This is a genomic window from Methylophaga thiooxydans DMS010, assembly GCF_000156355.1.
Classification (GTDB): domain Bacteria; phylum Pseudomonadota; class Gammaproteobacteria; order Nitrosococcales; family Methylophagaceae; genus Methylophaga; species Methylophaga thiooxydans.
On the sequence record NZ_GG657906.1, the window covers coordinates 224903 to 247821 of the forward strand.

At 45.2% G+C, this 22919-nt stretch carries 19 protein-coding genes; 11 read left to right on the plus strand and 8 right to left on the minus strand.

Features of this window, described 5'->3' with window-relative positions; genetic code table 11:
- Positions 1–24: 24 nt before the first annotated feature.
- The 7 genes from MDMS009_RS15945 to MDMS009_RS14910 form a co-directional block, all read right to left on the minus strand.
- Positions 25–1578, minus strand: coding sequence for a hypothetical protein (locus tag MDMS009_RS15945; protein WP_008292076.1), 1554 nt, complete (start codon positions 1576–1578; stop codon positions 25–27).
- Between the two features lie 279 nt (positions 1579–1857).
- Entirely contained in the window at positions 1858–2778 is a 921-nt protein-coding gene (locus MDMS009_RS14885; protein WP_008292121.1) for a DUF2971 domain-containing protein, read from the minus strand.
- Positions 2779–2844: 66 nt separating this feature from the next.
- A complete protein-coding gene (locus tag MDMS009_RS14890; protein WP_008292114.1) occupies positions 2845–3996 on the minus strand; it encodes a ribonucleotide-diphosphate reductase subunit beta in 1152 nt (383 codons plus the stop codon).
- Positions 3996–6926, minus strand: a complete 2931-nt coding sequence (locus tag MDMS009_RS14895; protein WP_008292131.1) for a ribonucleoside-diphosphate reductase subunit alpha — start codon at positions 6924–6926, stop codon at positions 3996–3998. Before MDMS009_RS14895 ends, MDMS009_RS14890 begins: the two co-directional genes overlap by 1 nt.
- Before the next feature lie 347 nt (positions 6927–7273).
- A complete protein-coding gene (locus tag MDMS009_RS14900) occupies positions 7274–7801 on the minus strand; it encodes a hypothetical protein (protein WP_008292098.1) in 528 nt (175 codons plus the stop codon).
- A gap of 95 nt (positions 7802–7896) precedes the next feature.
- A complete protein-coding gene (locus MDMS009_RS14905; protein WP_154647058.1) occupies positions 7897–10044 on the minus strand; it encodes a methyl-accepting chemotaxis protein in 2148 nt (715 codons plus the stop codon).
- 197 nt (positions 10045–10241) lie between these two features.
- Positions 10242–10709 (minus strand): peroxiredoxin, encoded by a 468-nt coding sequence (locus MDMS009_RS14910; RefSeq protein WP_008292174.1) that lies wholly within the window; start codon positions 10707–10709, stop codon positions 10242–10244.
- A gap of 119 nt (positions 10710–10828) precedes the next feature.
- Between MDMS009_RS14910 and dapA the strand changes: the two genes are divergently transcribed.
- The 5 genes from dapA (at position 10829) to MDMS009_RS14935 (ending at position 15297) form a co-directional block, all read left to right on the plus strand.
- Positions 10829–11707 carry a 4-hydroxy-tetrahydrodipicolinate synthase gene (dapA, locus tag MDMS009_RS14915; RefSeq protein ID WP_008292042.1) on the plus strand — a complete coding sequence of 293 codons (879 nt, stop codon included), beginning with the start codon at positions 10829–10831 and terminating at the stop codon, positions 11705–11707.
- 23 nt (positions 11708–11730) lie between these two features.
- Positions 11731–12762, plus strand: a complete 1032-nt coding sequence (gene bamC, locus MDMS009_RS14920; RefSeq protein ID WP_008292195.1) for an outer membrane protein assembly factor BamC — start codon at positions 11731–11733, stop codon at positions 12760–12762.
- On the plus strand, positions 12762–13529 hold the full coding sequence (locus tag MDMS009_RS14925; RefSeq protein ID WP_036315110.1) for an MBL fold metallo-hydrolase: 768 nt from the start codon (positions 12762–12764) through the stop codon (positions 13527–13529). Before bamC ends, MDMS009_RS14925 begins: the two co-directional genes overlap by 1 nt.
- A 10-nt stretch (positions 13530–13539) precedes the next feature.
- The gene (purC, locus tag MDMS009_RS14930; protein ID WP_008292130.1) at positions 13540–14250 is read left to right on the plus strand and encodes a phosphoribosylaminoimidazolesuccinocarboxamide synthase; all 711 of its coding nucleotides are present in this window, start codon (positions 13540–13542) and stop codon (positions 14248–14250) included.
- Positions 14251–14340: 90 nt separating this feature from the next.
- Positions 14341–15297 (plus strand): GGDEF domain-containing protein, encoded by a 957-nt coding sequence (locus MDMS009_RS14935; RefSeq protein WP_008292182.1) that lies wholly within the window; start codon positions 14341–14343, stop codon positions 15295–15297.
- A 12-nt stretch (positions 15298–15309) separates the two neighbouring features.
- Here MDMS009_RS14935 and pyrC read toward each other — a convergent pair whose 3' ends face one another.
- Positions 15310–16365, minus strand: a complete 1056-nt coding sequence (gene pyrC, locus MDMS009_RS14940; protein WP_043888419.1) for a dihydroorotase — start codon at positions 16363–16365, stop codon at positions 15310–15312.
- Between the two features lie 158 nt (positions 16366–16523).
- Between pyrC and MDMS009_RS14945 the strand changes: the two genes are divergently transcribed.
- From MDMS009_RS14945 to MDMS009_RS14970, 6 genes are all read left to right on the plus strand, one after another.
- On the plus strand, positions 16524–18266 hold the full coding sequence (locus MDMS009_RS14945) for an acetolactate synthase 3 large subunit (protein ID WP_008292200.1): 1743 nt from the start codon (positions 16524–16526) through the stop codon (positions 18264–18266).
- 1 nt (position 18267) lies between these two features.
- The gene (gene ilvN, locus MDMS009_RS14950) at positions 18268–18762 is read left to right on the plus strand and encodes an acetolactate synthase small subunit (protein ID WP_008292265.1); all 495 of its coding nucleotides are present in this window, start codon (positions 18268–18270) and stop codon (positions 18760–18762) included.
- Between the two features lie 50 nt (positions 18763–18812).
- Positions 18813–19826 carry a ketol-acid reductoisomerase gene (gene ilvC, locus MDMS009_RS14955; protein ID WP_043888445.1) on the plus strand — a complete coding sequence of 338 codons (1014 nt, stop codon included), beginning with the start codon at positions 18813–18815 and terminating at the stop codon, positions 19824–19826.
- Positions 19827–19935: 109 nt separating this feature from the next.
- Complete coding sequence (gene pssA, locus MDMS009_RS14960; protein ID WP_008292101.1) at positions 19936–20679, plus strand: CDP-diacylglycerol--serine O-phosphatidyltransferase; 744 nt, start codon at positions 19936–19938, stop codon at positions 20677–20679.
- A gap of 217 nt (positions 20680–20896) precedes the next feature.
- Positions 20897–22429, plus strand: coding sequence for a 2-isopropylmalate synthase (locus MDMS009_RS14965; RefSeq protein WP_008292104.1), 1533 nt, complete (start codon positions 20897–20899; stop codon positions 22427–22429).
- On the plus strand, positions 22429–22917 hold the full coding sequence (locus MDMS009_RS14970) for a DNA polymerase III subunit psi (protein ID WP_008292160.1): 489 nt from the start codon (positions 22429–22431) through the stop codon (positions 22915–22917). The genes MDMS009_RS14965 and MDMS009_RS14970 overlap by 1 nt, the downstream gene beginning before the upstream one ends.
- Positions 22918–22919 lie beyond the last annotated feature (2 nt).

Genomic DNA, 22919 nt, shown 5'->3' on the forward strand with positions numbered 1-22919 from the left:
CTGACCCCGTTGATTCAAAGAAATTTAGAGTTCATAACTTACGACAAACTTTGAGTTTGCTTCTGGTATCCACTCTACATTCACTGTGTCACCAGGTTGAATATTACTGATATCGATATAAATCTTTGGAGTAACTGAACTGAAGTAAAAAACTTTTGGAGGCAATACAACCTCTTGTCCGAAGAGTTCGACCGTCTCACACTCATTTTGAACCATTCGCATACTGATCGGCTTATCAATAGCCAGCATTTTATCGACGTTTTCTTTCTTATCCGTCACAATGATGTCTGTTGAAAGATTATCGGAAATCTCATTTGATTTAAACTGCTGATTGCCAGAGATTATATCAGTAATCTCTGCAAGTCTCTTATGCTCTTCAGCGCTATACGATACATCTAATTTGAAGTTTATTTGCACACCTAAAGAGCGGCCTATAATTCTGCAACTGTTGATATAGTGTAGGAAACTATTAGTATTTTTAACAAACTCTGAATTGTCAGCATACATAGCTTGGCTAGTGAGTATTTTGCTACCGTCTACTTCTAGTGAAGTGAATATCTGCCACCCTAATGCAATTTTTTCGAAAAGCGAAAAGAACTTTTCAAAATATTTTATCTGCTGAATGTCCGTTCCTTCCCAACGCTCAAAACCAACTGTGAAGTTTAAATCAACTTTATGTGTAGTTTTATTTTCTGTGATTGGCTTACTAAAGTTAGTACTAAACGTGTCAGCGCAGGACTTGCCAGTAAAATTGAATGACTTAGTACCAATTCTCAAGTCACCGTGAATATCATCAAATGTCTCAACAAGGCTAGTTTCTTTCTCAACTAGCCATATTTTTTGTATGGCCTTTCTATTAGTTGCGGAGATATTAAGCTTCCCATAGGGCTGGTTAAATAGTTCCTCGAATAATCTTGAGCCTTCAAAATTAAATGAAGAGGCGTCTATTTCCACATCTTTACCATGCTCAACTAATTCCATATATTGTTTTTGGTAATCTTTTGCAGCTTCGCTAGGAATTATCATCTGTAGAGGAACAGTCTCTTTGGCAAGAATGCGAAACGTTGACATATTACCGTCAAAAAAAGATTGAACTTTAAATCTCTCATCAAGTGCCTCCAAGGCTTTCTCGGAAGCGATATGTACATTTGAGATAGCGGTCGGTACGAAATTGGCACCTAACCCTGTCAAAGATGCTGTGATTGTATTAACAGTATCTTTGTGACTAGGTATTTTTTTGCCTAGCTCAAGCCGTGCATTATTTTCAGCTATTTGCTTCCATTCTTTCAGTAAATCAACGGTATATCTTATTAGATCTCTATCAATATCAATTGAACAGTTTGAGCAAAGCCATATGGCATTATCAAGTGACTTTCTTTCTGAAGAGCTCATCGAACTGTCATACCGTGGGCCTCCGGGAGACGCGGCACAGATATGGGCTGCAATACCGATATTACTTATACCTCCAGAGTCAGATGGGGCAGTTGTTTGTACTCGACATTCTGGATTTGAGCATCGGTTAGATACTCTAGCCTTGAGTTTTTCTATTACTGCTTTAGTGAAGTTATCTCGACTCAATGATGTCTCCGACAGTCTTAATTAACAAATACTTCCTGATTAGGTTTTCTAACTGTATTTCTCTGGTCAATCCTAACTTTTGAAACAATATTGAATAGCTAGAACAATGAACAAAAGGGTCAGACACGATTGATCATGTAGCTGACACAAGGAACCAAAGGGGGCGGAGTGGATTGATTTGCAAATGTAAATGCCTCGTCTGAGTAATCAAACACTCTGACCCCATTGATTGTTTCACAATTTCAATCGTGTCTGACCCCTTTGGTTCCTCTTGCGGTGCTATTTTCGACCAATTTCATCCATACTTTTGTAATAATCCTCTAACATTCCGAAGTGTTGCATCATACGGAGAGGATTTCTCCCTGCAGCATAATTTTGATGTTGACTCTGTACAGAACACCAAGGGCACAGGTTTGTATTTTTTGTAGGCTCACTACACTTTTCACATTTACTTGAAGCTTTCACTAAAGAGTCAGTATCGAAAAGTAGTGTTGAACCATCAAGAGCTATGAAATACGGGCGTGAACTTGAACGTCCAATCCTGAATTCGTATTGATCTGCACCTATTTTTTCTGACAGAGATTTAACCTGTTCAATTGTATCCCGTGTTGCTTGATGGCCAGTTATCAAAGCAGTTACACAACCTTGGGGAATTTTGAATAATTGCAATCCGTTTTCTAATTTGGTGATGAAAGCTTGATCAATCAGTAACCTTCTTTCCATTTCATAGCTCCAGCATGACTGCTTTGTGAAGTATGCTGCATTCAAGACACCACTCTGAAGAAAATAGTGATAGCGAGGCTTTCCTATATGTGCTGCTCTGTACAACATATCTAGCAGTTCTGGAGCTGGTTCATCTCGATATTCGACGTCATCAAACCTAACAGCTGGAAAGCTTTCAAGAACTTTCTCTTCATCTATTTCAACTACAACACCACAGTGGTTATGGGCATAATGTGCCCACATTGGTACCACTTCCGGAGACGTGGAAAAGCATGTAGTTGGTATTTGTGGAATTTCACCAATTACCTCATTGTAATGGGCAAGAATATCTGGCGGTTGATTGTAATCAATTGTCAGGAATAACTCATATGGGTCATTGAATTCATTCGGGTAGGAGCATTTGAAAGAGCAAAAGCCCTCATCGGCAAAAGCTTTGTCCAAAATATCTGGACCCAAGTATTTGTAAATTTTCGCCATAAACTTTCCAATTCCATCTGGTCGAATAAAAAAGCCGACTCAAGGTCGGCTTTTATGCTTAACTTCCTAGTCCCATTTAAGACCGCCACCGGTTTGATATTCGGTGACTTTGGTTTCAAAGAAGTTCTTTTCTTTCCGCATATTGGCTTGTTCATCCAGCCAGGGCAGGGTAGCTTCGGCACCGGGGAACGGTTCTTCAAAGCCTAGCTGTTTAGCACGACGGTTTGCGGTGTAACGGAACTGGCCGTGATGCACTTCTTTTGAGTAACCCAAAATCGGGTCACGCAAAATATAGCCGGCGTAGGTTTCTTCGGCTGCATCGGCTTCTTCAAACATCTGTTGGACTTTTTTCGGGTCCAGCGTGATGTTTTCTTCTTTCATGATTTGTTTACAAACACGAATACCGAACGAGGCGTGCATCACTTCATCACGCATGATGTATTGCAGTTGTTCGGCGGTGCCTTTCATCAACCCACGACGTTGCAAAGCGAAGATAGGCGAGAAGCCGTTGTAGAACCATGAACCTTCAAAGATGCCTGCGAAGAACGCGTAAGACATAACGAAGTTTTCCAGCTCGTCACGGTCACGCAGATCAATATCACTACGCATGACGGTATCTAAACGGTCATTGGCGAGTTTAATTTTCTGATGAATCTCTGGCACCACACGGTAGCGGTTATAGATTTCAGACTGATCCAGACCAATGGTTTCGATGCAGTGCTGGTAGGTCCATGTGTGCAAAGCTTCTTCATACACCTGACGTGCTTGATAGATTTGCAGCTCAGGTGCGGTCATTTTTTCCATCACCGCCAGACCGATATTACGCATGGCGAGAATATCGGAGGTGGTCAGGTAAGACAGCACGTTTTCATAGACGTGGCGTTCTTCCAACGTCAGTTTATGACGGTAGTCATGAACGTCTTGCGCCATGTTGATATCAAGCGGTGTCCAGTGATTCTTATTGGCATTAAGGAAGTAATTCCATGCCCAAGGGTATTTGAACGGTGCCAATTGATTGATATCGGCTTCGCCATTGATAACGCGTTTGTCGTCGGCGTTAATCGCTTTGGCGTTGTTCAGCGGCATTTCTGTGACCTCAGCTCTGGCCGGAGCTTCGCTGAGATCATTGGCCGCCGGTTCTGCCGGCTTGACTTCTTCTTGTTTTGCTTCTTCAGTACCGGCTATCGGTGCTGAGAATGGATCGTCCCAATTCAACATTACTGACATGCCTCGCAATCTGGTTCTAAAATCGAGCACGCTTGCGGTGCTTCCATGCCTTCACCCAAGAATTCCTCAGGATCAGCGGCGGCACTGGCTAGTGGCGCACTTGCTGCTGCGCTACTGGCCACAGGCGATGCAGTTGGTGCACTCGCTACGGGTGTGGGGCCAGTCGGTTTTTGCGCTGAAGGTGGCGGCGTAGGGGCAGAGCTTGTTTTCTCAGCACCGGTCGCACCCATTGAACGCAGGTAATAAGTGGTTTTCAGACCACGTACCCAAGCCAGTTTGTACAGGTTATCCATCTTCTTACCTGATGGTTCTGCCATGTACAGGTTGAGACTTTGCGCCTGATCAATCCATTTCTGACGACGAGAAGCGGCTTCAATCAACCAACGTGCATCCATTTCAAACGCGGTGGTGTACAACGCTTTGAGTTCGTCAGGAATACGGTCGATGCTTTGCAGACTGCCGTCGAAGTATTTCAGGTCATTGATCATGACTTCGTCCCACAGGTCACGTGCTTTCAGGTCTTCAACCATATATGGGTTGATGACGGTGAACTCACCTGACAGGTTCGATTTCACGAAAATGTTTTGATAGGTCGGTTCGATTGACTGACTCACACCACAGATGTTGGAAATGGTTGCTGTCGGTGCAATCGCCATAGTGTTGGAGTTACGCATGCCCTGACGTTTGATTTTGTCACGCAATGCATCCCAATCCATGGTTTGGCTATCGTCTTGTTGCAGGTATTCGCCACGCGCTTCTTGCAACAGTTTGATTGAGTCAATCGGCAGAATGCCTTTGCTCCACAAGCTGCCTTCGTAGGATTGGTATTTACCACGCTCAGCGGCCAGGTCAGAAGAGGCTTCAATCGCGTAGTAGCTGACGGCTTCCATTGATTCATCAGCGAACTTAACGGTTTCTTCAGAGCTGTATGGCAGGCGCAGTTTGTATAGCGCATCCTGGAAGCCCATGATGCCCAGACCGACCGGACGGTGCAGCAGGTTAGAGTTACGCGCTTGTGGCACGCTGTAGTAGTTATATTCGATAACGTTATCAAGCATGCGCATCGCTGTACGAACGGTTTTCTGGAGTTTTTGTGTATCCAGTTTGCCGTTTTCGTCGATGTGCTTAACCATGTTGACCGAGCCCAGATTACACACAGCGATTTCTTTGTCTGATGTGTTCAGGGTGATTTCGGTACACAGGTTTGAGCTGTGAACGACGCCAACGTGTTGTTGCGGGCTACGCAGGTTACATGGATCTTTAAAGGTGACCCATGGGTGACCGGTTTCAAACAACATGCCTAACATTTTGCGCCACAGATCGGTCGCTGGCAGTTGCTTGAAGTTACGGATTTCACCGCGCGCTGCTTTTTCTTCGTACTCGGTGTAAGCCTTCTCAAATGCCAGACCAGTCAGATCGTGCAGATCATCGACTTCTTCTGGTGAGAACAATGTCCATTGACCTTCTTCGGCAACACGTTTCATGAACATGTCCGGAATCCAGTTAGCCGTGTTCATATCATGGGTACGGCGACGGTCATCACCGGTGTTTTTACGCATATCGAGGAATTCTTCGATATCGATGTGCCATGTTTCTAGGTAAGCACACACGGCGCCTTTACGTTTACCACCTTGGTTAACGGCAACGGCTGTGTCGTTGGCCACTTTCAGGAATGGCACAACACCTTGTGATTTACCGTTGGTGCCTTTGATATGGGCGCCCAGACCACGAACACGGGTCCAGTCATTACCCAGACCGCCTGCATATTTAGATAGCAGGGCGTTATCACGCATAGCGTTGTAGATGCCGCTGAGATCATCAGGCACGGTTGTCAGGTAGCAAGAAGACAACTGAGGACGCAATGTGCCTGAGTTAAACAGGGTCGGCGTAGAGCTCATGAAGTCAAAGCTAGACAGTAGGTTATAGAACTCAATCGCGCGTTCTTCGCGGTTCAGCTCGTTGATAGCCAAGCCCATTGCGACACGCATATAGAATGCTTGCGGTAATTCGAAACGGGTGCCGTCGTAGTGAATGAAGTAACGATCGTAAAGTGTTTGCAGACCTAAGTAAGTAAAGTCGAAATCCAGTTCCGGTTTCAGGGCTTTACCCAGACGGTCTAAATCAAACAGGCCTAATTCTGAATCGACCAGCTCTTTTTCAATCGCTGTGTGGATGTAGCTTTTGAAATAGTCCGGGTAGATATCAACCATTTCGTTTTGTGCCGCTTGTTTCGGCATTTTGAAAACAAAGCTCAGGGCTTCACGTCGGATTCCGTCCATCAGCAGGCGAGCAGCCAAAGTACTGTAGGCAGGATCTTTTTCGATAAAGGTACGTGCGCCCATGACTAGGGCTTTTTCGACATCAGATTCTTTAACACCGTCGAACAGGTTACGTTGGGTATCACGCAGGATAGCCTCACGGTCTACTTCTGCCAGACCTTCACAGGCTTCAGTGATGAGGTTATGCAAACGATCGATATCCAGCGGTTGACGGGTTCCGTCAGCTAAGGTGACATGCAGGGTTGTCTCATTAGCCGGTTGTGGATGTTTCTTTTCTTCTTCAGCACGTTTTTCGGATTGTTTTTCACGATAAACCACATAAGAGCGAGCAACTTTGTATTCGCCTTCACGCATCAGCGCCAGTTCAACCTGATCTTGAATATCTTCGATGTGAACCGTGCCACCATCATCCAGACGACGAAGCAGGTTATCTGTGATCTGGCCGGTCAGTTTTTTCACTGTATCGTGAATGCGGCGACTGTTTTGCGCAGAGTCACCTTCGACGGCTAAAAACGCCTTGGTAATCGCGACAGCAATCTTGCCGCTATCAAAATCGGTTACCTTGCCGTTACGACGGATAACGCTGTAGCCGCTTTCCGCGGAGGAGGGGGTATGTGTAGTTTGTGCTGGTTCGCTCGCCATAGTGAATTCCCTGCTTTTGTTTGTTGAGTCTAAAATCACAAAACCACTAGTGGTTGTGGTTGTGAAATGATTGAACCACAAGATAGTGTGTTTTTAAAGTCTTGGCAAGGGGAAAAGTTGCACATAAATTGTGCACTTTTTGTGGATAACTTTTAGCTGATCTGAGGCTAAGCTAACCCCGATGCGCGATCACAGCTTTTGTGCTGTTTTGGTGCTTTAAAAAATAAATTTTAAATAAAAATTTTTGCTTAAAACTGACCCCGTTTTGAAACGGGGTCGGCAATCATACTGAGTCGATTTTTATTCGACAAGGGGTGTTACGAGAGAATTATTCTGCTGAATGAGACTTAGTAGGTTTCTGACACAGAAACTGCAATGGGTTGAAGCAGTTGCCGCGCTCTTTGTCGATCACCACTTTCTTCTGCTTGCACTATCAACGCCCATTTATTTTGCTGTGTGGCTTCAATGGCATCGTTGATCAGCGGATCATGGTCTGGGCGAAGTGAGATCACGCCTGCGATAATAAAACCGAGAAAAATACCGATGATAGCGAGCGCCATATGGGTCAACATGGGGCTGGACTGGGCAAAGGTAGGGCCGACGCTAGAAAGTAAGCTGGCCAGTAGCAGCCCAAACAGAAAACCAATTGAGCCGAACAGAAAGTGAGACTGAGAAATCAGTTTGCCGATTGCATGGGTTTCGGGCTCGATTTTGTGTCCGGCATTATTATCATGCGGTGTGATTATGTTGATATGCCGCTCAGTGAAGTGTCCGTAATCGATTAAGGTTTCTTTCGCTGAGTGAGCCGTGTTTTCATCATTAAAGATTCCTGCCACTTTGCTGTGGTATTTTTCTTTATTGATGGTTGCAAACATAGATTGTCTCCTTAGTCATTGATGGACTATTGGGGACAACAGATATGCCGATGATATCCAACCGACGCTAACGATTTACTATTTTTGTGATCGATTTAACGCTGACTGACCTGAAAAACACTCACAAGTTGGCTGAGTTTCTGAGCTGTGTTTCTGACCATCACCGAGCGTTGCTGCAAGGCATCAATGGCTTTTGTCATTAATCCTGCAGAATGACCGACGTCACGCGCTGTTTCACCGTGGATCTGACTGTTCTGGTCAAGTTGCTTGATGGTGGCAAACATTTGTTCTACCAAGGCATGTAACTGGGTGTTTTCTGATGAAGCTTCTTCCGTTTTCTTCAAACTACGGTCGACATTATTAACGCCATGTTCCATGAATTTCACCGCTTCCAGCGTTTCAGATTGAATGGTTTCTATCATCTTTTGAATTTCTTCTGCCGAATTGGCTGTGCGTGATGCAAGGCCACGAACTTCATCAGCAACGACTGAAAAGCCACGACCATGTTCACCGGCACGCGCCGCTTCAATCGCGGCATTTAATGCGAGCAAGTTGGTTTGATTGGTGATTTCGGATATCACACCGATGATGTTACCAATTTCAGCCGTGCGGCTATGCAGGCTTTGCACCGCTTTCGCTGAAGTCTCAACGACATCGCGAATTTCCTGCGTGCCGCTACGAACAGATTCAAACTGTATACGGGCTTCCTGTACCACATCATCCATAGCTTGTTTCATTGATTCTGCGGTACTGGAAGCATTACCAATGTCCTGAATTTGGGCTTCGAGAAGATGCAGCATTTTATCGATAGCTTCGGCGACCTCGGTGGAGACATGAAACGCATCGCGGTTGGTTTCAAGCATCGCTTCATTGGTTTGGCTGACATTGCTACTGGTGGTGATAACCTGCCCGACAATACCGTCAAGGTTGTCGATAAAGCTATTTATCCACCTGCCCATATCACCGGTTTCGTCGTTTGTCATCCGGTTGCTATCGAGGCGCTGCGCTAAATTTCCTTCACCTTCTGCAATGGTGCGAATCACTTCGGTCATTTCATCCAGCCTGTTGGCCAAAGGATTGGTGGTTAGCTTTTTATATAGAGCAGCAATAAATACAATCATGCCTGCTGAAATGCCATTGATAATGAGTTCGGATAAGCTGGTGAACGCATGCAAGCCTGCATTAACGCCGAGCAGGGCAAACATTGACATGACAAAGCCTTTCATCAGGCTGACATTGATTGAGCGACGACGATAGACTTCTTCTAAGTCACCTTCACACATCATGCCCCAGCGATCAGGGGAGCCTTTCAATTGGAAGGTGACACCTTTACCTATAACCGGAATATGACGGTAGTCTGAGTAAGCCGGGTAGGTGACAAATAGGTTGCTGCCGTTGCGAATGGTTTCTCTGACACCGGGGTGAAGTTGTCCGGTGGCGGGATCGGTAAAGCGAATTTCAAATTCAGTATGGCGTTTAACACCGACCGTGCCCCATTTGGTGTGAATACCACTTTTCAGGTTTTCACCGTGTGAAAAGGTGTTGTCTTCAAAACGGGAACGCGAAAGAGCGATGCCTTGTTGGTGGCCTGGCTCGAACCGGGACTCCACCATAAAAATGTAATTATCACCTGACTCTGTATAGATATGACCTGCTTCACGTTGAATCAGATCACCCAACACATCGTTGGGGACACGGCCACAGACAGCACCAATGACTTCGCCGTCGCGCTTAAGTGGCTGATAGAACATCAACGTGACTTCGTCATGGAACTTAGAGCTGGACGGGCCTATTTTTAAGGTAAGGTCATCCACGTAAGGACCATGAAGAAAGGCTTCTGATAGGCCTTTCTGAACAGCTTTAGGCGGTAAGTCACGCTGATTGATGTGTAAGGAATAAGTGGAATGTGTCACCACACCTTTCGCATCTATGACAAACAATTCTGAGAAGTCAGGCGCGGCGAGTAGGCGATCTTGTAGGCTACTGGTAGTGATCTCAGGATAGGTATCAACGACCTGCTCTGCCAATAGCTCCATTTGATCCCATTGGCTGGTTGCCCATTGTTGGAGGATCTTGACGCGAGTTGCGGCGATACCTTCAAAGGTTTTTTCAACAGCACTGTAGTTGTGTCGATTGAGAAAGCAGGAACGAGCCATTGCCAGTTTTCCTGTTTCACCGAACCAAGGCAGCCATCTTCTTTCTGCCTGACTTAAATTCATGGACTGGCTTTTTAACGTGCTCATGGTTTTCCTCATAGATTTATGAAGGTTCTGAGAGCAATAGCTAAGCCAGAATTTAAGGCGCTGTTTCTAAAAGAAATTGTTTATTTGTTTTTTCTGTCGGCGCACCACCATGGTGCGCCGCTGTGATTTGATACAGAAATTTTGACCCAGAATGGGGCTTGTTTAGTGGATTTAGCTTATTGATTATAAATAGGTATTTATAATTCCAGTATAGCTTCTTTCACTTCGTCGAGATGCTGTTTCACTTTCACTTTTCGCCATTCATTACGCAATACGCCATTAGTGTCGATAAGAAAGGTACTGCGATCAATGCCCATGTATTCACGGCCATAAAGTTTTTTTAGTTTGATAACATCGAACAGATTGCAAACAGTCTCGTCTTCGTCGGACAAAAGGTCGAAAGGGAAGGATTGCTTGGTTTTAAAGTTTTCATGTTTACGAAGGCTATCTCGTGAAACACCGACGATAAGCGTGTTATGGTCATTAAAGAAGGCAATATCATCACGAAAATTTTGACCTTCAAGTGTGCAACCCGGCGTATTGTCTTTTGGGTAAAAGTAGATAAGAATATTTTTACCTTTATGGTCTGACAGCCGAAAGGTTTTATCGCCAGTGCTCGGCACCTCAAAGTCAGCTACGGGTTGCCCAAGTTGTACTTGTGTCATCTAATCATCCTGTTTTAAAACGATTTGCCAAAAAACGTACCTTACACAATACAGTCTGATCTTGTCATCATCAGGCAGGCAAAGTACCATGCCTGTTATTTTTTCGGAGTCCTTTATCTATGTTTAGCGGCAGTATGGTAGCTCTTGTCACACCCATGCGAGCAGATGGCTCGTTGGATGATGACAGCCTGCGAAAGTTGGTCGAGTTTCATATCAGCCAAGGCACAGATGCCATTGTCGCTGTGGGTACGACCGGTGAATCTGCAACCTTGAGCGTGAACGAACACACTGATGTGATTCGTAAAGTAGTGCAATACGTTAATGGTCGTGTGCCTGTGATTGCCGGCACGGGTGCAAACTCAACGTCGGAAGCCATTGAGTTAACCCAGTCTGCAAAAGACTTAAACGTAGATGCAGTATTACTGGTAGCACCTTATTATAATAGGCCGACGCAAGAAGGCATGTACCTGCATTTTAAAGCGATTGCCGAAGCTGTTGACATCCCGCAGATCCTATATAATGTTCCAGGTCGTACTGCATGTGACTTATTACCTGAAACGGTAGGCAGGTTGTCACACATAGACAACATCATTGGCATTAAAGAAGCCACAGGTGATGTCTCGCGGGTTCAACAAATCAAACAATTGTCAGTAGATGGCTTTGAGCTTTATACCGGTGAAGATGCCAATACGGTCGACTTTATTCTCGCCGGCGGTGTGGGTGTTATTTCGGTAACAGCCAATGTTACACCGGCGTTAATGCATGATGCGTGCGTGGCTGCGTTGAATAATGAAGAAGAAAAAGCCCGAGAAATAAATCAGAAAATGGTGGCCTTACACCAATTTTTATTTGTAGAAGCTAACCCTATTCCTGTTAAATGGGCGTTATCGGAAATGGGGATGATCCCAGAAGGTATTCGCTTGCCAATGACGGTATTGTCGGAAAAATACCATCAGCCGGTGCGTGAAGCCCTCATTACGGCGGGTGTTCTAAACTAAAATAAATGAGTGAACTGTACTAAATGAACGCGAAATTATTTAAACAAACATCGCTGGTCGTCATGATGTCGGCCGTACTGAGTGGTTGTGGTGCATTTTCTACACTGGACGAAGTCGTTCCAGACAATACCCAGAAATACCGCAAAGCTGAAACCATGCCGCCTCTGGATGTGCCCCCTGATTTGAGTACAGTCCGCATTAATGACGATATTGCCGGAACCGATGACTCGACCGCAACATACTCTGAATTTGAAGAAGCCGCGAGTAACCCTCTGGCTGCTAAATACAATCTGACACCAGAGAAAAAACCGTCACTGGCCGGTGAAGGGCGAAGCCGTCATTTAGTTGTGCCGGGTGACCGTGAAGTAACGTGGCAGCGTATACAAGAGTTCTGGGCCAACAAAGGCTTGGAAATCGACCGTATCGATGGTCGTATCGGCCTGATGGATACTGTCACCGATGCTGATGGTTATGCTTATCGTGTACGCATGGAACGTGGCGATACATCAAAGATGGCTGAAATTTACCTGAATGCAACCGATGAAACGCAAGCTAATTCTCAAAAGAATGAGGCTACATTGCGTGAAATGGCTGATTACTTAGGCTCTTTGTACCAAGAAGATGTCGCCAAGGTTGAAGCGCAAAAACCGGCACCAGCTCCTGAAGAAACAGCGCAAGTCTTCCTGATGGATGACGAGAACGGTCAACAAAGTCTGGTGGTTGAGCAAGACTTCCAAACCGTATGGCGTCGTGTTGGACGTGTTTTAGACAGCAAAGGCTTTGCTGTAGAAGATCGTGATCGTAGCCGTGGTTATTACTTTGTTCGCTATATCGATCCATTTAAAGAAATCGAAGAAGATGATGAAGGCTTCTTCAGCAGCTTAGCGTTTTGGCGTGATGATGCTGAAAAGAACCCACAAGAGTATTACTACATCAAAATGAACTCTGAAGCCACTGACACTCGCGTGATGGTATTGGATGCAGAAGAAAATCGTACATCGAGCGATACTGCCAAGCGGTTGTTGAACCTGATTCAGGAGCAACTTGCACCCTAATGCGATTTGCTTCCCTCGGTAGCGGTAGTCGAGGTAATGCAACCTTAATCACGTCAGGAAAAACCACGTTGATGATCGACTGTGGTTTTTCCGCACGTGAGGCAGTAAAACGTCTACAACTATTAAATATCGACCCTGCTTCACTTTCGGCCATTTTGATCACACATGAACATGCCGACCATATGGCGGGTGTCAGGGTAATGGCGCGTAAGTTTAATCTTCCGGTCTATACCACACCAGGTACGGCAGGCTGCTTACCCGAAGATGTGGCACCTTATATTCATGCGTTTAACTGTCATGAAAAGTTTGTTATTGATGACATTGAAGTAGAACCGTTCCCTGTACCACATGATGCTCGTGAACCGAGCCAGTTTGTATTTTCAGATGGTGCTTTAAGAGTTGGGCTACTGACCGATGTTGGTTCGATAACACCATTAATCGAGAATACATTGTCAGCATGTGATGCTTTGTTACTGGAAGCTAATCACGATTTGACGATGTTAGAACAAGGTGAATATCCCGAACACCTTAAACGTCGTGTTGGTGGCAGATTAGGCCATTTAAATAACGTGCAATCTGCCTCGTTACTTGAGAAAATTGACACTTCTCGTCTACAGCATATTATGGCAATGCACATCTCGGAAAAGAATAATTGTCCGTCGATTGCCGTTCCCTTATTGGCCGAAGCCTTGGGATGCGAGCACGATTGGATTGGTGTCGCCGATCAGGAAGCTGGTTTTGACTGGCGTGAAGTAAATAACCGTTAAGAGACTTCAAATGCAAAAGAAACAAGAACTGTACTCAGGCAAAGCAAAAAGTGTTTTTGCCACAGATGATAATGATTATGTGGTTTTGAGCTTTCGTGATGACACCTCGGCATTTGATGGTGAGAAGGTCGAACAGTTAAGCCGTAAAGGTGAAGTAAACAATAAGTTTAATGCCTTCATCATGCAATATTTGTCAGACAATGGCATCCCGACGCATTTTGAGAAGCTGTTGAACGATACGGAATCCTTAGTCAAAAACATGCAAATGATGCCGGTTGAGTGTGTCGTTCGTAATGTGGCTTCGGGTAGCTTAGTGCGTCGTCTCGGCGTCGAAGATGGTATGGAATTAACGCCTCCCGTTTTTGAATTTTTCCTCAAAAATGACGCTTTACATGATCCCATGATTAACGAATATCACATTGAAACCTTCGGTTGGGCAAAGTCAGAAGATATCAATAAAATGAAAGAGTTAACCTTTAAAGTTAATGAACTCTTGAAGACGTTGTTTGTCGATGCAGGTATGATTCTGGTCGACTACAAACTCGAGTTTGGCCTGTTTAATGGTCAAGTTTATCTTGGCGATGAGTTCAGTCCTGATGGTTGTCGTTTATGGGATGCTGAAACGCGCAAGAAGCTGGATAAAGATCGCTTTAGACAAGGTTTGGGCGGAGTAATCGAAGCTTATATTGAGGTGGCGCAACGTATTGGCGTTGATATATAGATCAATAGTTTGTAGATATATTAACACTGAAGCATGGAGGCAGTAACGACCGAAACCGCGTGACGGGCAGAAGATTTTATCGGAGAATGCATGCAAAAGCCAAGTAGGCCGGCTGATGATAAAGCAAGAGTTTTTAGTCTTAGATCATTAAATTTACTTGATAGTGATAAAGATGAGCGTTTTGACCGATTGACTCGACTTGCCGTGTCTATCTTTGATGTGCCAATTTCACTCGTCAGTCTGGTTGATGAAAACCGGCAGTGGTTTAAGTCATGCTATGGAATAAGTGCAAAAGAAACGGGGCGTGATGTGTCTTTTTGTGGTCACGCTATTTTAGGTGACGAAGCATTTGTTATAGAGGACACGCATCTGGATTCACGTTTTGTTGATAATCCACTTGTTGTTGGTGAGCCTCATATCCGTTTTTATGCCGGTTATCCAATAAGGCATGTGGATAATTTCATACTTGGCACGTTGTGTTTAATAGATACTCGCCCGCGTCATTTTTCGCATCGCGAGCAATTGATACTTCAAGGCTTAGCTGAACTGGTTGAACGCGAAATTCATGCTATACAGCTTGCGACAATGGACGAGCTTACCGAGATTTATAATCGCCGTGGCTTTTTTGCTTCTGCCAATCAAGCTCTTAATCTATGTCGCCGGCAATCATTACCAGTCAGTCTCGTATTTTTAGATTTAAACAAATTCAAGCAGATTAATGACCGTTACGGTCATGCAATAGGCGACAAAATCCTACAAGAGTTTGCCCATCACCTCACGCTGGTTTGTCGACAAACCGATATATCAGCCAGAATTGGTGGTGATGAATTTGTTTTACTGCTACCAAACGCAACTGATACAGAAGTAAAGAAAATTCTTGCTCGTTTTGCGCAGTTCAATAATGACGTAGCAAAGGAGTATTCGATTGCATACTCCTATGGTGTCGTAAATTTTGATGAGGCCATTCATCAAAGCCTGGATGATTTGCTCGTTGAAGGAGATCAGCTCATGTATAAACGTAAGAAAAAAGCTGCTAGAAAAAACTAGCTAAAGTTAACATCAAATCGAGTCAGTCACTTTCCAGCCAATGCTGCCACCGGCACGCATAGGTACTAGCGTAGTGCTATCAAACTCTAACGCTTCTGGCACATTCCAGCTTTGTTTTTGCAGCGTAATCTGTTCAGCGTTGCGTGGTAATTGATAAAAATCAGGGCCGTTAAAGCTGGCAAATGCCTCTAGTTTATCTAAAGCGCCTGCAGCTTCAAATGCTTCCGCATATAGTTCTATCGCTGCGTGAGCACTATAAATACCGGCACAACCGCAGATGTTTTCTTTGCCTTCACGAGGGTGGGGCGCGCTATCTGTTCCTAAGAAAAACTTTTTGCTACCACTAGTTGCAGCAGCAATTAATGCGTGTTGGTGGGTATTACGTTTCAATACCGGTAAGCAGTAGTGATGAGGCTGAATACCGCCTACGAGTAGGTCATTTCTGTTCAACAGTAAGTGGTGCGGGGTAATCGTTGCAGCAATACGATCTGTTTCATTCTGAACAAACTGTGCAGCATCGGCTGTGGTGATATGTTCAAAGACGACTTTTAATTCAGGAAAGTCGGTGAGCAGAGGCTGCATAATGCGGTCGATGAAGACTTTCTCACGATCAAATACATCAATATCTGCCGTGGTGACTTCACCATGTACCAATAGCGGCATGCCGCACGCTTGCATGGCTTCAAGGGCTTTATAACAATTTTTTATATCGGTGACGCCCGCATCAGAATTAGTGGTTGCACCAGCCGGGTAAAGTTTGACAGCATGGACGAGTCCGCTATCCTTGGCGCGTAGGATTTCTTCCGCACTGGTGTTGTCTGTCAGGTACAAGGTCATCAGTGGTTCAAACTGATTACCCGCGGGACGCGCAGCCAAAATACGGTCGCGATAAAGTATTGCCATCTCTGTTGTAGTGACCGGAGGTCGCAGATTAGGCATGACAATAGCTCTTGAAAACACGCGTGCAGTATCAGGAACGGTGCGATTTAAGGCGAGATCGTCGCGCAAGTGGAGATGCCAGTCGTCTGGGCGGGTAATATGAAGTTGGGTCAAATTTGCGTTAGTCATAACCGCTAATTATGCCACAGCTAATGCGTTAAGCCGAAATAGTTACAACCCATGCTCGAGTCGCAACAGCGCTGGTTCTTGACCTTATCTCGCATTACAAGTAACTTTACACGTTTGATGTTTTTAAGCTTCTCGTGAAGTGATTAAGAGGGAAACACGTGGAATTAAGCGGCGGTGAGATATTAGTACAATGTCTCAAAGATGAAGGTGTCGAATACCTGTTTGGGTATCCTGGTGGTGCCGTGCTTCATATCTATGACGCACTATACAATCAGGAGGGTGTGAATCACATCCTGGTCCGCCATGAGCAAGCAGCAACACATGCTGCTGACGGCTATGCGCGGGCGACAGGGAAACCTGGCGTCGTCTTGGTTACTTCAGGTCCGGGCGCTACGAATGCTGTAACGGGTATTGCGACAGCCTATATGGATTCGATTCCTATGGTTGTGATTACCGGTCAGGTTGCAACAGCCAATATTGGTAGTGATGCGTTTCAGGAAGTAGATTCCGTTGGTATTACTCGTCCTTGCGTTAAGCACAACTTCCTTGTGAAAGACATAAACGATCTTGCTGAAACAGTGAAGAAAGCATTTTATGTCGCAACCACAGGGCGTCCTGGTCCGGTTGTGGTCGATGTACCAAAAGACATTACTGACCCCAACATTAAGATTCCGTATCACTATCCGGAAACGGTTCAGATGCGTTCTTATCAGCCAGTATTGAAAGGTCATAGTGGCCAAATCAAGCGTGCGGTAGATCTGTTATTAAGTGCTAAAAGGCCAATGATTTATACCGGTGGTGGTGTGGTTCTGGGGAAAGGTTCCGAAGAACTACGCAAGTTTGTACGCAAACTAGGCTATCCAATCACGAGTACGCTAATGGGCCTCGGTGCCTATCCAGCCAGTGATGAATTGTTCCTCGGCATGCTGGGCATGCACGGTACTTATGAAGCGAATATGGCGATGCACGATTGCGATGTGCTAATCGCAGTAGGTGCGCGTTTTGATGATCGTGTTACCGGTAAAATCGCTGAATTCTGTCCACATGCGCAGATTGTGCATATTGATATCGACCCATCGTCTATTTCAAAAACGATTACGGTAGACGTGCCTATTGTTGGTAACGTGCCGGATGTTTTGCAGGAAATGAATCACCTGCTGGAAAGCGATAAGAAAACGCCAAACAAGAAAGCTATTGATGACTGGTGGAAAACAATCAATAGCTGGCGTAGTCAACAATGTATGTCATATGACCGTAATAGCGACAAGATCAAGCCGCAAATGGTCATTGAAATGTTGCATGAAATTACACATGGCAATGCCTACGTAACATCAGATGTCGGTCAGCATCAGATGTGGGCTGCACAGTATTACGGCTTTGATGAACCTAACCGTTGGATAAACTCCGGTGGTCTCGGCACTATGGGCTTTGGTTTGCCCGCAGCCATGGGTGTTCAGCTTGCCTACCCGGATGAAGTGGTCATTTGTGTCACTGGTGAAGGTAGTATCCAAATGTGTATTCAGGAGCTGTCGACCTGTCTGCAATACGGCCTGCCGGTGAAAATCGTTGCGCTGAATAACCGTTATCTTGGCATGGTTCGACAGTGGCAAGAGTTTTTCTATGAGAATCGTTATTCGCATTCTTATATGGAATCGTTACCTGACTTCGTTAAATTGACGGAAAGTTACGGTCATGTCGGTATTCGTATCGAGCGTCCAGAAGATTTACGTGCCGAGTTGGAACGTGGCTTTGCGATGAAGAATCGTTTGGTGTTCTTCGATATCGTGACGGATCAGGCTGAAAACGTGTATCCGATGATTGCACAAGGTAAAGCGCATAACGAAATGCATATGTCGCCGCACTGTGTACCACCACAAGATCCAGAAAGGGAGCTGTCTTAACATGCGCCATATTATCTCCATCCTGATCGAAAACGAAGCAGGGGCGTTGTCGCGTGTGGCTGGATTGTTTTCTGCGCGTGGTTACAATATCGAGTCACTGACAGTCGCACCCACAGAAGATCCGTCGTTGTCGCGTATGACGATTGTGACAACCGGTACAGACCGAATTATTGAACAAATCACCAAACAGCTTAATAAGTTGGTTGATGTGGTTAAACTGCTGGACCTGACTGAAGGTCCACACATTGAACGTGAAATGATGCTGATTAAAGTTAAAGCATCAACAATGGCTCAACGTGAAGATGTTAAACGCCTGTCGGATATTTTCCGTGGTCATATCATTGATGTGACATCTTCGACCTACACCATTGAACTGACCGGCGCTGTCGCGAAACTGGATTCATTTATTGAAACCCTGGCTGAGCACAAAATTATTGAAACTGTCCGTAGTGGCGTTTCAGGTATTGCCCGCGGCGAAAAAAGCCTGCACTTGTAATTCGATTAAATAATCGCTTTTAGAAAAAACTAAGGAATTCAACCATGAGTTTGAACATTTATTACGATAAAGATTGTGACCTGTCCATTATTAAGGACATGAAAGTCACCATTATCGGCTACGGCTCTCAAGGCCATGCCCATGCCTGCAACCTGAAAGATTCTGGCGTTGATGTCACTGTCGCTCTGCGTGCGGGTTCATCTTCTATCGCTAAAGCTGAAGGCGCTGGCCTGAAAGTCTCTGATAACGCGAGTGAAGCAGTTAAAGGTGCTGACCTTGTTATGGTTCTGACACCGGACGAATTCCAATCTCAGTTGTACACCACCGACATTGAACCAAACCTGAAACAAGGCGCTGTTCTGGCGTTCGCTCATGGTTTTGCCATTGTTTACAACCAAATCGCACCGCGTGCAGACATTGACGTCGTCATGATTGCACCAAAAGCACCTGGTCACACAGTACGTAGTGAGTTTGTTAAAGGTGGCGGTATCCCAGATTTGATCGCTATTGAACAAGACGCATCAGGCAAAGCGAAAGAGATCGCATTATCTTATGCATCTGCTATTGGTGGCGGTCGTACTGGTATTATCGAAACTACTTTCCGTGATGAAACTGAAACGGATCTGTTTGGTGAACAAGCTGTTCTGTGTGGTGGTGCAGTAGAACTGGTTAAAGCGGGTTTTGAAACACTGACAGAAGCAGGTTATGCGCCTGAAATGGCTTACTTCGAATGTCTGCACGAACTGAAATTGATCGTCGACCTGATGTACGAAGGTGGTATCGCCAACATGAACTACTCAATCTCAAACAACGCTGAGTATGGTGAGTATGTGACAGGCCCACGTGTTATCAACGAAGAAAGTCGTTGGGCCATGCGTGAAGCACTGAGAAACATTCAAGAAGGTAAGTACGCAAAACAATTTATTCAGGAAGGCCAATCTGGCTATCCTGAAATGACTGCAATGCGTCGACTGAATGCTGAGCACCCAATTGAACAAACGGGTACTAAACTGCGTGAAATGATGCCGTGGATTCAAAAAATTGTTGATAAAAGCAAAAACTAATCAATAGTTTACTGAGTCAGAAGCGGGGACGGTTGTGAAAACAGCCGTCCCCGTTTTGTTTGCAGAGGTGTAATGTCATAATGGCAGCACTTTAATCAGGGAGTAATGTATGGTCAGCAGTGAAAAACAACAAAAGCGTGGGATTTATTTATTACCTAATCTGTTTACAACCGCCGGGTTGTTTGCCGGTTTCTATGCCATTGTTGCTGCCATTCGTGGTGATTTCGAATCTGCTGCTATTGCTGTTTTTGTTGCCATGATTATGGATGGGTTAGATGGCCGCATCGCACGTATGACAAATACGCAGAGTGCTTTTGGGGCGGAATATGACAGTTTGTCTGATATGGTTGCCTTTGGCTTAGCACCGGCCTTGGTGGTTTTCCAATGGGCACTTTTAGGCTTGGGCAAATTTGGCTGGATGATTGCGTTCATTTATGCCGCCTGTGGCGCGCTTCGCTTAGCACGATTCAATACACAAATTGGTACAGCTGATAAGCGTTACTTCCAAGGCTTACCTAGTCCTGCTGCTGCAGGCACGATTGCTGGTTGGGTCTGGCTGGGTACAAGCCGCGGATGGGATCCTGCAATATTGATTAACATTGCGGTACCACTCACGTTTTTCTGCGCCATTTTAATGGTCAGTTCAATGCGTTACTACAGCTTCAAAGATCTAGATTTAAAAAGCCGCGTGCCTTTTGTAAAAATGTTGGCACTGGTGTTGATTTTTGCCTTGATTGCTAATGATCCGCCTTTGATGCTGTTTTTGATATTCGTGACCTATGCGATTTCAGGCCCGGTGTTTACCTTATTCAAATTACGTCAACATCGAAGTGAAAGGGCTCACACTAAATAAGCGCTTGGCAATTTCACATTTTAACCCTAATATTTAAGGTTATAACTACTGATACGCTGTTTTTCTTATCATTAACAGTGTTTTCAAACTAATAATGGTTGCTGCTGACTATTGCCTGCTACGACTGCCCAAATGGGCATCCAGACTCGGCTAAATAACCCAACGTCTCAGTTGGAAACCAAAGACCAAAAATAGTCTGCACAACGGAGCAGGAAACATGACCGACCAATTAATTATTTTCGATACCACCTTACGTGATGGTGAACAAAGTCCTGGTGCTTCAATGACCAAGGACGAAAAAGTACGCATTGCTAAAGCCTTAGAACGGATGCGTGTTGATGTTATCGAAGCCGGCTTTGCGATCGCCAGCAAAGGCGACTTTGAAGCAGTCCAGGCGGTTGCTAAAGCTGTAAAAGACAGCCGCATTTGTAGCTTGTCACGTGCCTTAGATGCCGATATCGACCGCGCCGGTGAAGCCCTCAAAATGGCTAATGCTTCGCGCATACATACCTTTATCGCCACGTCTCCTATTCATATGAAAATGAAACTTCGTATGGAGCCCGAACAGGTTATCGAAAATGCCGTGAAAGCGGTCAAGCGAGCACGCCGTTATACCGATGATGTTGAGTTTTCCCCCGAGGATGCTGGTCGAAGTGAGACAGATTTTCTTTGTCAGATCCTTGAAGCTGTTATTGACGCTGGTGCTACGACGCTAAATATTCCGGATACGGTTGGCTATAACCTGCCGCATCAGTTTGGTTCCCTGATTGGAACCCTCCGAGAACGTATCCCTAATGCAGATAAAGCGGTGTTTTCTGTTCATTGCCACAACGATCTCGGGCTGGCTGTTGCTAACTCGTTATCCGCAGTAATGAATGGTGCAAGACAGGTCGAATGTACGATTAATGGGCTCGGTGAGCGTGCGGGTAATGCTGCTTTGGAAGAAATTGTCATGGCAGTCAGAACACGTCAGGACATGTTTCCTTGTGATACGAATATCGATACTCAGCATATACTGTCAGCATCGCGCTTGGTTTCAGGTGTCACCGGTTTTGTTGTACAACCGAATAAAGCCATCGTCGGGGCCAATGCGTTTGCCCATGAATCAGGCATTCATCAGGATGGTGTACTGAAAAACCGCGAAACCTATGAAATTATGCGTGCCGAAGATGTCGGCTGGAACACCAACCGCATGGTCTTAGGTAAACATTCAGGACGCAATGCATTTCGGAGTCGTTTACAAGAATTGGGTATCGAACTGGAGTCGGAAGTCGAACTCAATGCTGCTTTCACACGATTTAAAGAATTGGCTGATAAAAAACATGAAATCTTTGATGAGGATATCCAGGCCTTAGTCAGTGATGTCGTTGCCACTACCGATGAACGGGTGAGTCTGGTGTCGATGAAAGTTTGCAGCGAAACCGGCGAAACACCGGTAGCCACAGTCACCTTGTCTGTTGATGATGACGAAGTTCAAGTCCAAATGAGTGGCAGTGGTCCCGTTGATGCTGCCTACCGTGCCATTGAGTCTATTGTTCAAAGTCATACTGAACTGCAACTATATTCTGTTAGCAATATCACAACAGGAACGGATGCACAGGGCGAGGTTAATGTACGTCTTGAGAAAGGTGGACGTATTGTTAGCGGGCAGGGCGCTGATACGGATATTGTTATCGCCTCAGCAAAAGCCTACATCAATGCATTAAATAAAATTCTGGCTCATGTTGATCGTGCCCATCCCCAAGTCTAATGCCATTATCTAAGCGACAACATTTTTTTCTGGCAGAACTGGATATACCGGTCTGGGAACTGAGAGAGACGTCGCTTTCGACTGACGCTAAGATTGATGACGAATCGACTGAATATACGCCCCCAGCATTGGATATCGATCTTAGTCCGGCAATATGGCTATTGATGGCATCGACAGAAATGAACGATAGTGAAGCACGTTTATTTGATGCGATGTTGAAAGCTCTCAAGCTGAGTAGACGAGCGGTTGCCGTCATCGACTTTCAGACCTTTGAAGCACTTGCTGGCAGGGATACCGACAATAAAATTCTATTAGTGATGGGGGAAACATCGTTGATGCCTGCTGCGCTCAGTTTGACCCAGCCAACGCTTATTCAGCAAAATGATAGTCGCTGGATTGCCACCTACAGCCTGCAAGACATGCTACAACAACCAGCATTGAAAGCGACTGTCTGGCAAGCATTAAAACTGCTGCCAGTAGCGAATTGAGC

Coding starts and splice junctions, on each gene's coding strand:
- MDMS009_RS14885 (WP_008292121.1), bottom strand. CDS start 2,778: ATGGCGAAAATTTACAAATACTTGGGTCCAGATATTTTGGACAAAGCT.
- MDMS009_RS14890 (WP_008292114.1), bottom strand. CDS start 3,996: ATGTTGAATTGGGACGATCCATTCTCAGCACCGATAGCCGGTACTGAA.
- MDMS009_RS14895 (WP_008292131.1), bottom strand. CDS start 6,926: ATGGCGAGCGAACCAGCACAAACTACACATACCCCCTCCTCCGCGGAA.
- MDMS009_RS14900 (WP_008292098.1), bottom strand. CDS start 7,801: ATGTTTGCAACCATCAATAAAGAAAAATACCACAGCAAAGTGGCAGGA.
- MDMS009_RS14905 (WP_154647058.1), bottom strand. CDS start 10,044: ATGAGCACGTTAAAAAGCCAGTCCATGAATTTAAGTCAGGCAGAAAGA.
- MDMS009_RS14910 (WP_008292174.1), bottom strand. CDS start 10,709: ATGACACAAGTACAACTTGGGCAACCCGTAGCTGACTTTGAGGTGCCG.
- dapA (WP_008292042.1), top strand. CDS start 10,829: ATGTTTAGCGGCAGTATGGTAGCTCTTGTCACACCCATGCGAGCAGAT.
- bamC (WP_008292195.1), top strand. CDS start 11,731: ATGAACGCGAAATTATTTAAACAAACATCGCTGGTCGTCATGATGTCG.
- MDMS009_RS14925 (WP_036315110.1), top strand. CDS start 12,762: ATGCGATTTGCTTCCCTCGGTAGCGGTAGTCGAGGTAATGCAACCTTA.
- purC (WP_008292130.1), top strand. CDS start 13,540: ATGCAAAAGAAACAAGAACTGTACTCAGGCAAAGCAAAAAGTGTTTTT.
- MDMS009_RS14935 (WP_008292182.1), top strand. CDS start 14,341: ATGCAAAAGCCAAGTAGGCCGGCTGATGATAAAGCAAGAGTTTTTAGT.
- pyrC (WP_043888419.1), bottom strand. CDS start 16,365: ATGACTAACGCAAATTTGACCCAACTTCATATTACCCGCCCAGACGAC.
- ilvN (WP_008292265.1), top strand. CDS start 18,268: ATGCGCCATATTATCTCCATCCTGATCGAAAACGAAGCAGGGGCGTTG.
- pssA (WP_008292101.1), top strand. CDS start 19,936: ATGGTCAGCAGTGAAAAACAACAAAAGCGTGGGATTTATTTATTACCT.
- MDMS009_RS14965 (WP_008292104.1), top strand. CDS start 20,897: ATGACCGACCAATTAATTATTTTCGATACCACCTTACGTGATGGTGAA.
- MDMS009_RS14970 (WP_008292160.1), top strand. CDS start 22,429: ATGCCATTATCTAAGCGACAACATTTTTTTCTGGCAGAACTGGATATA.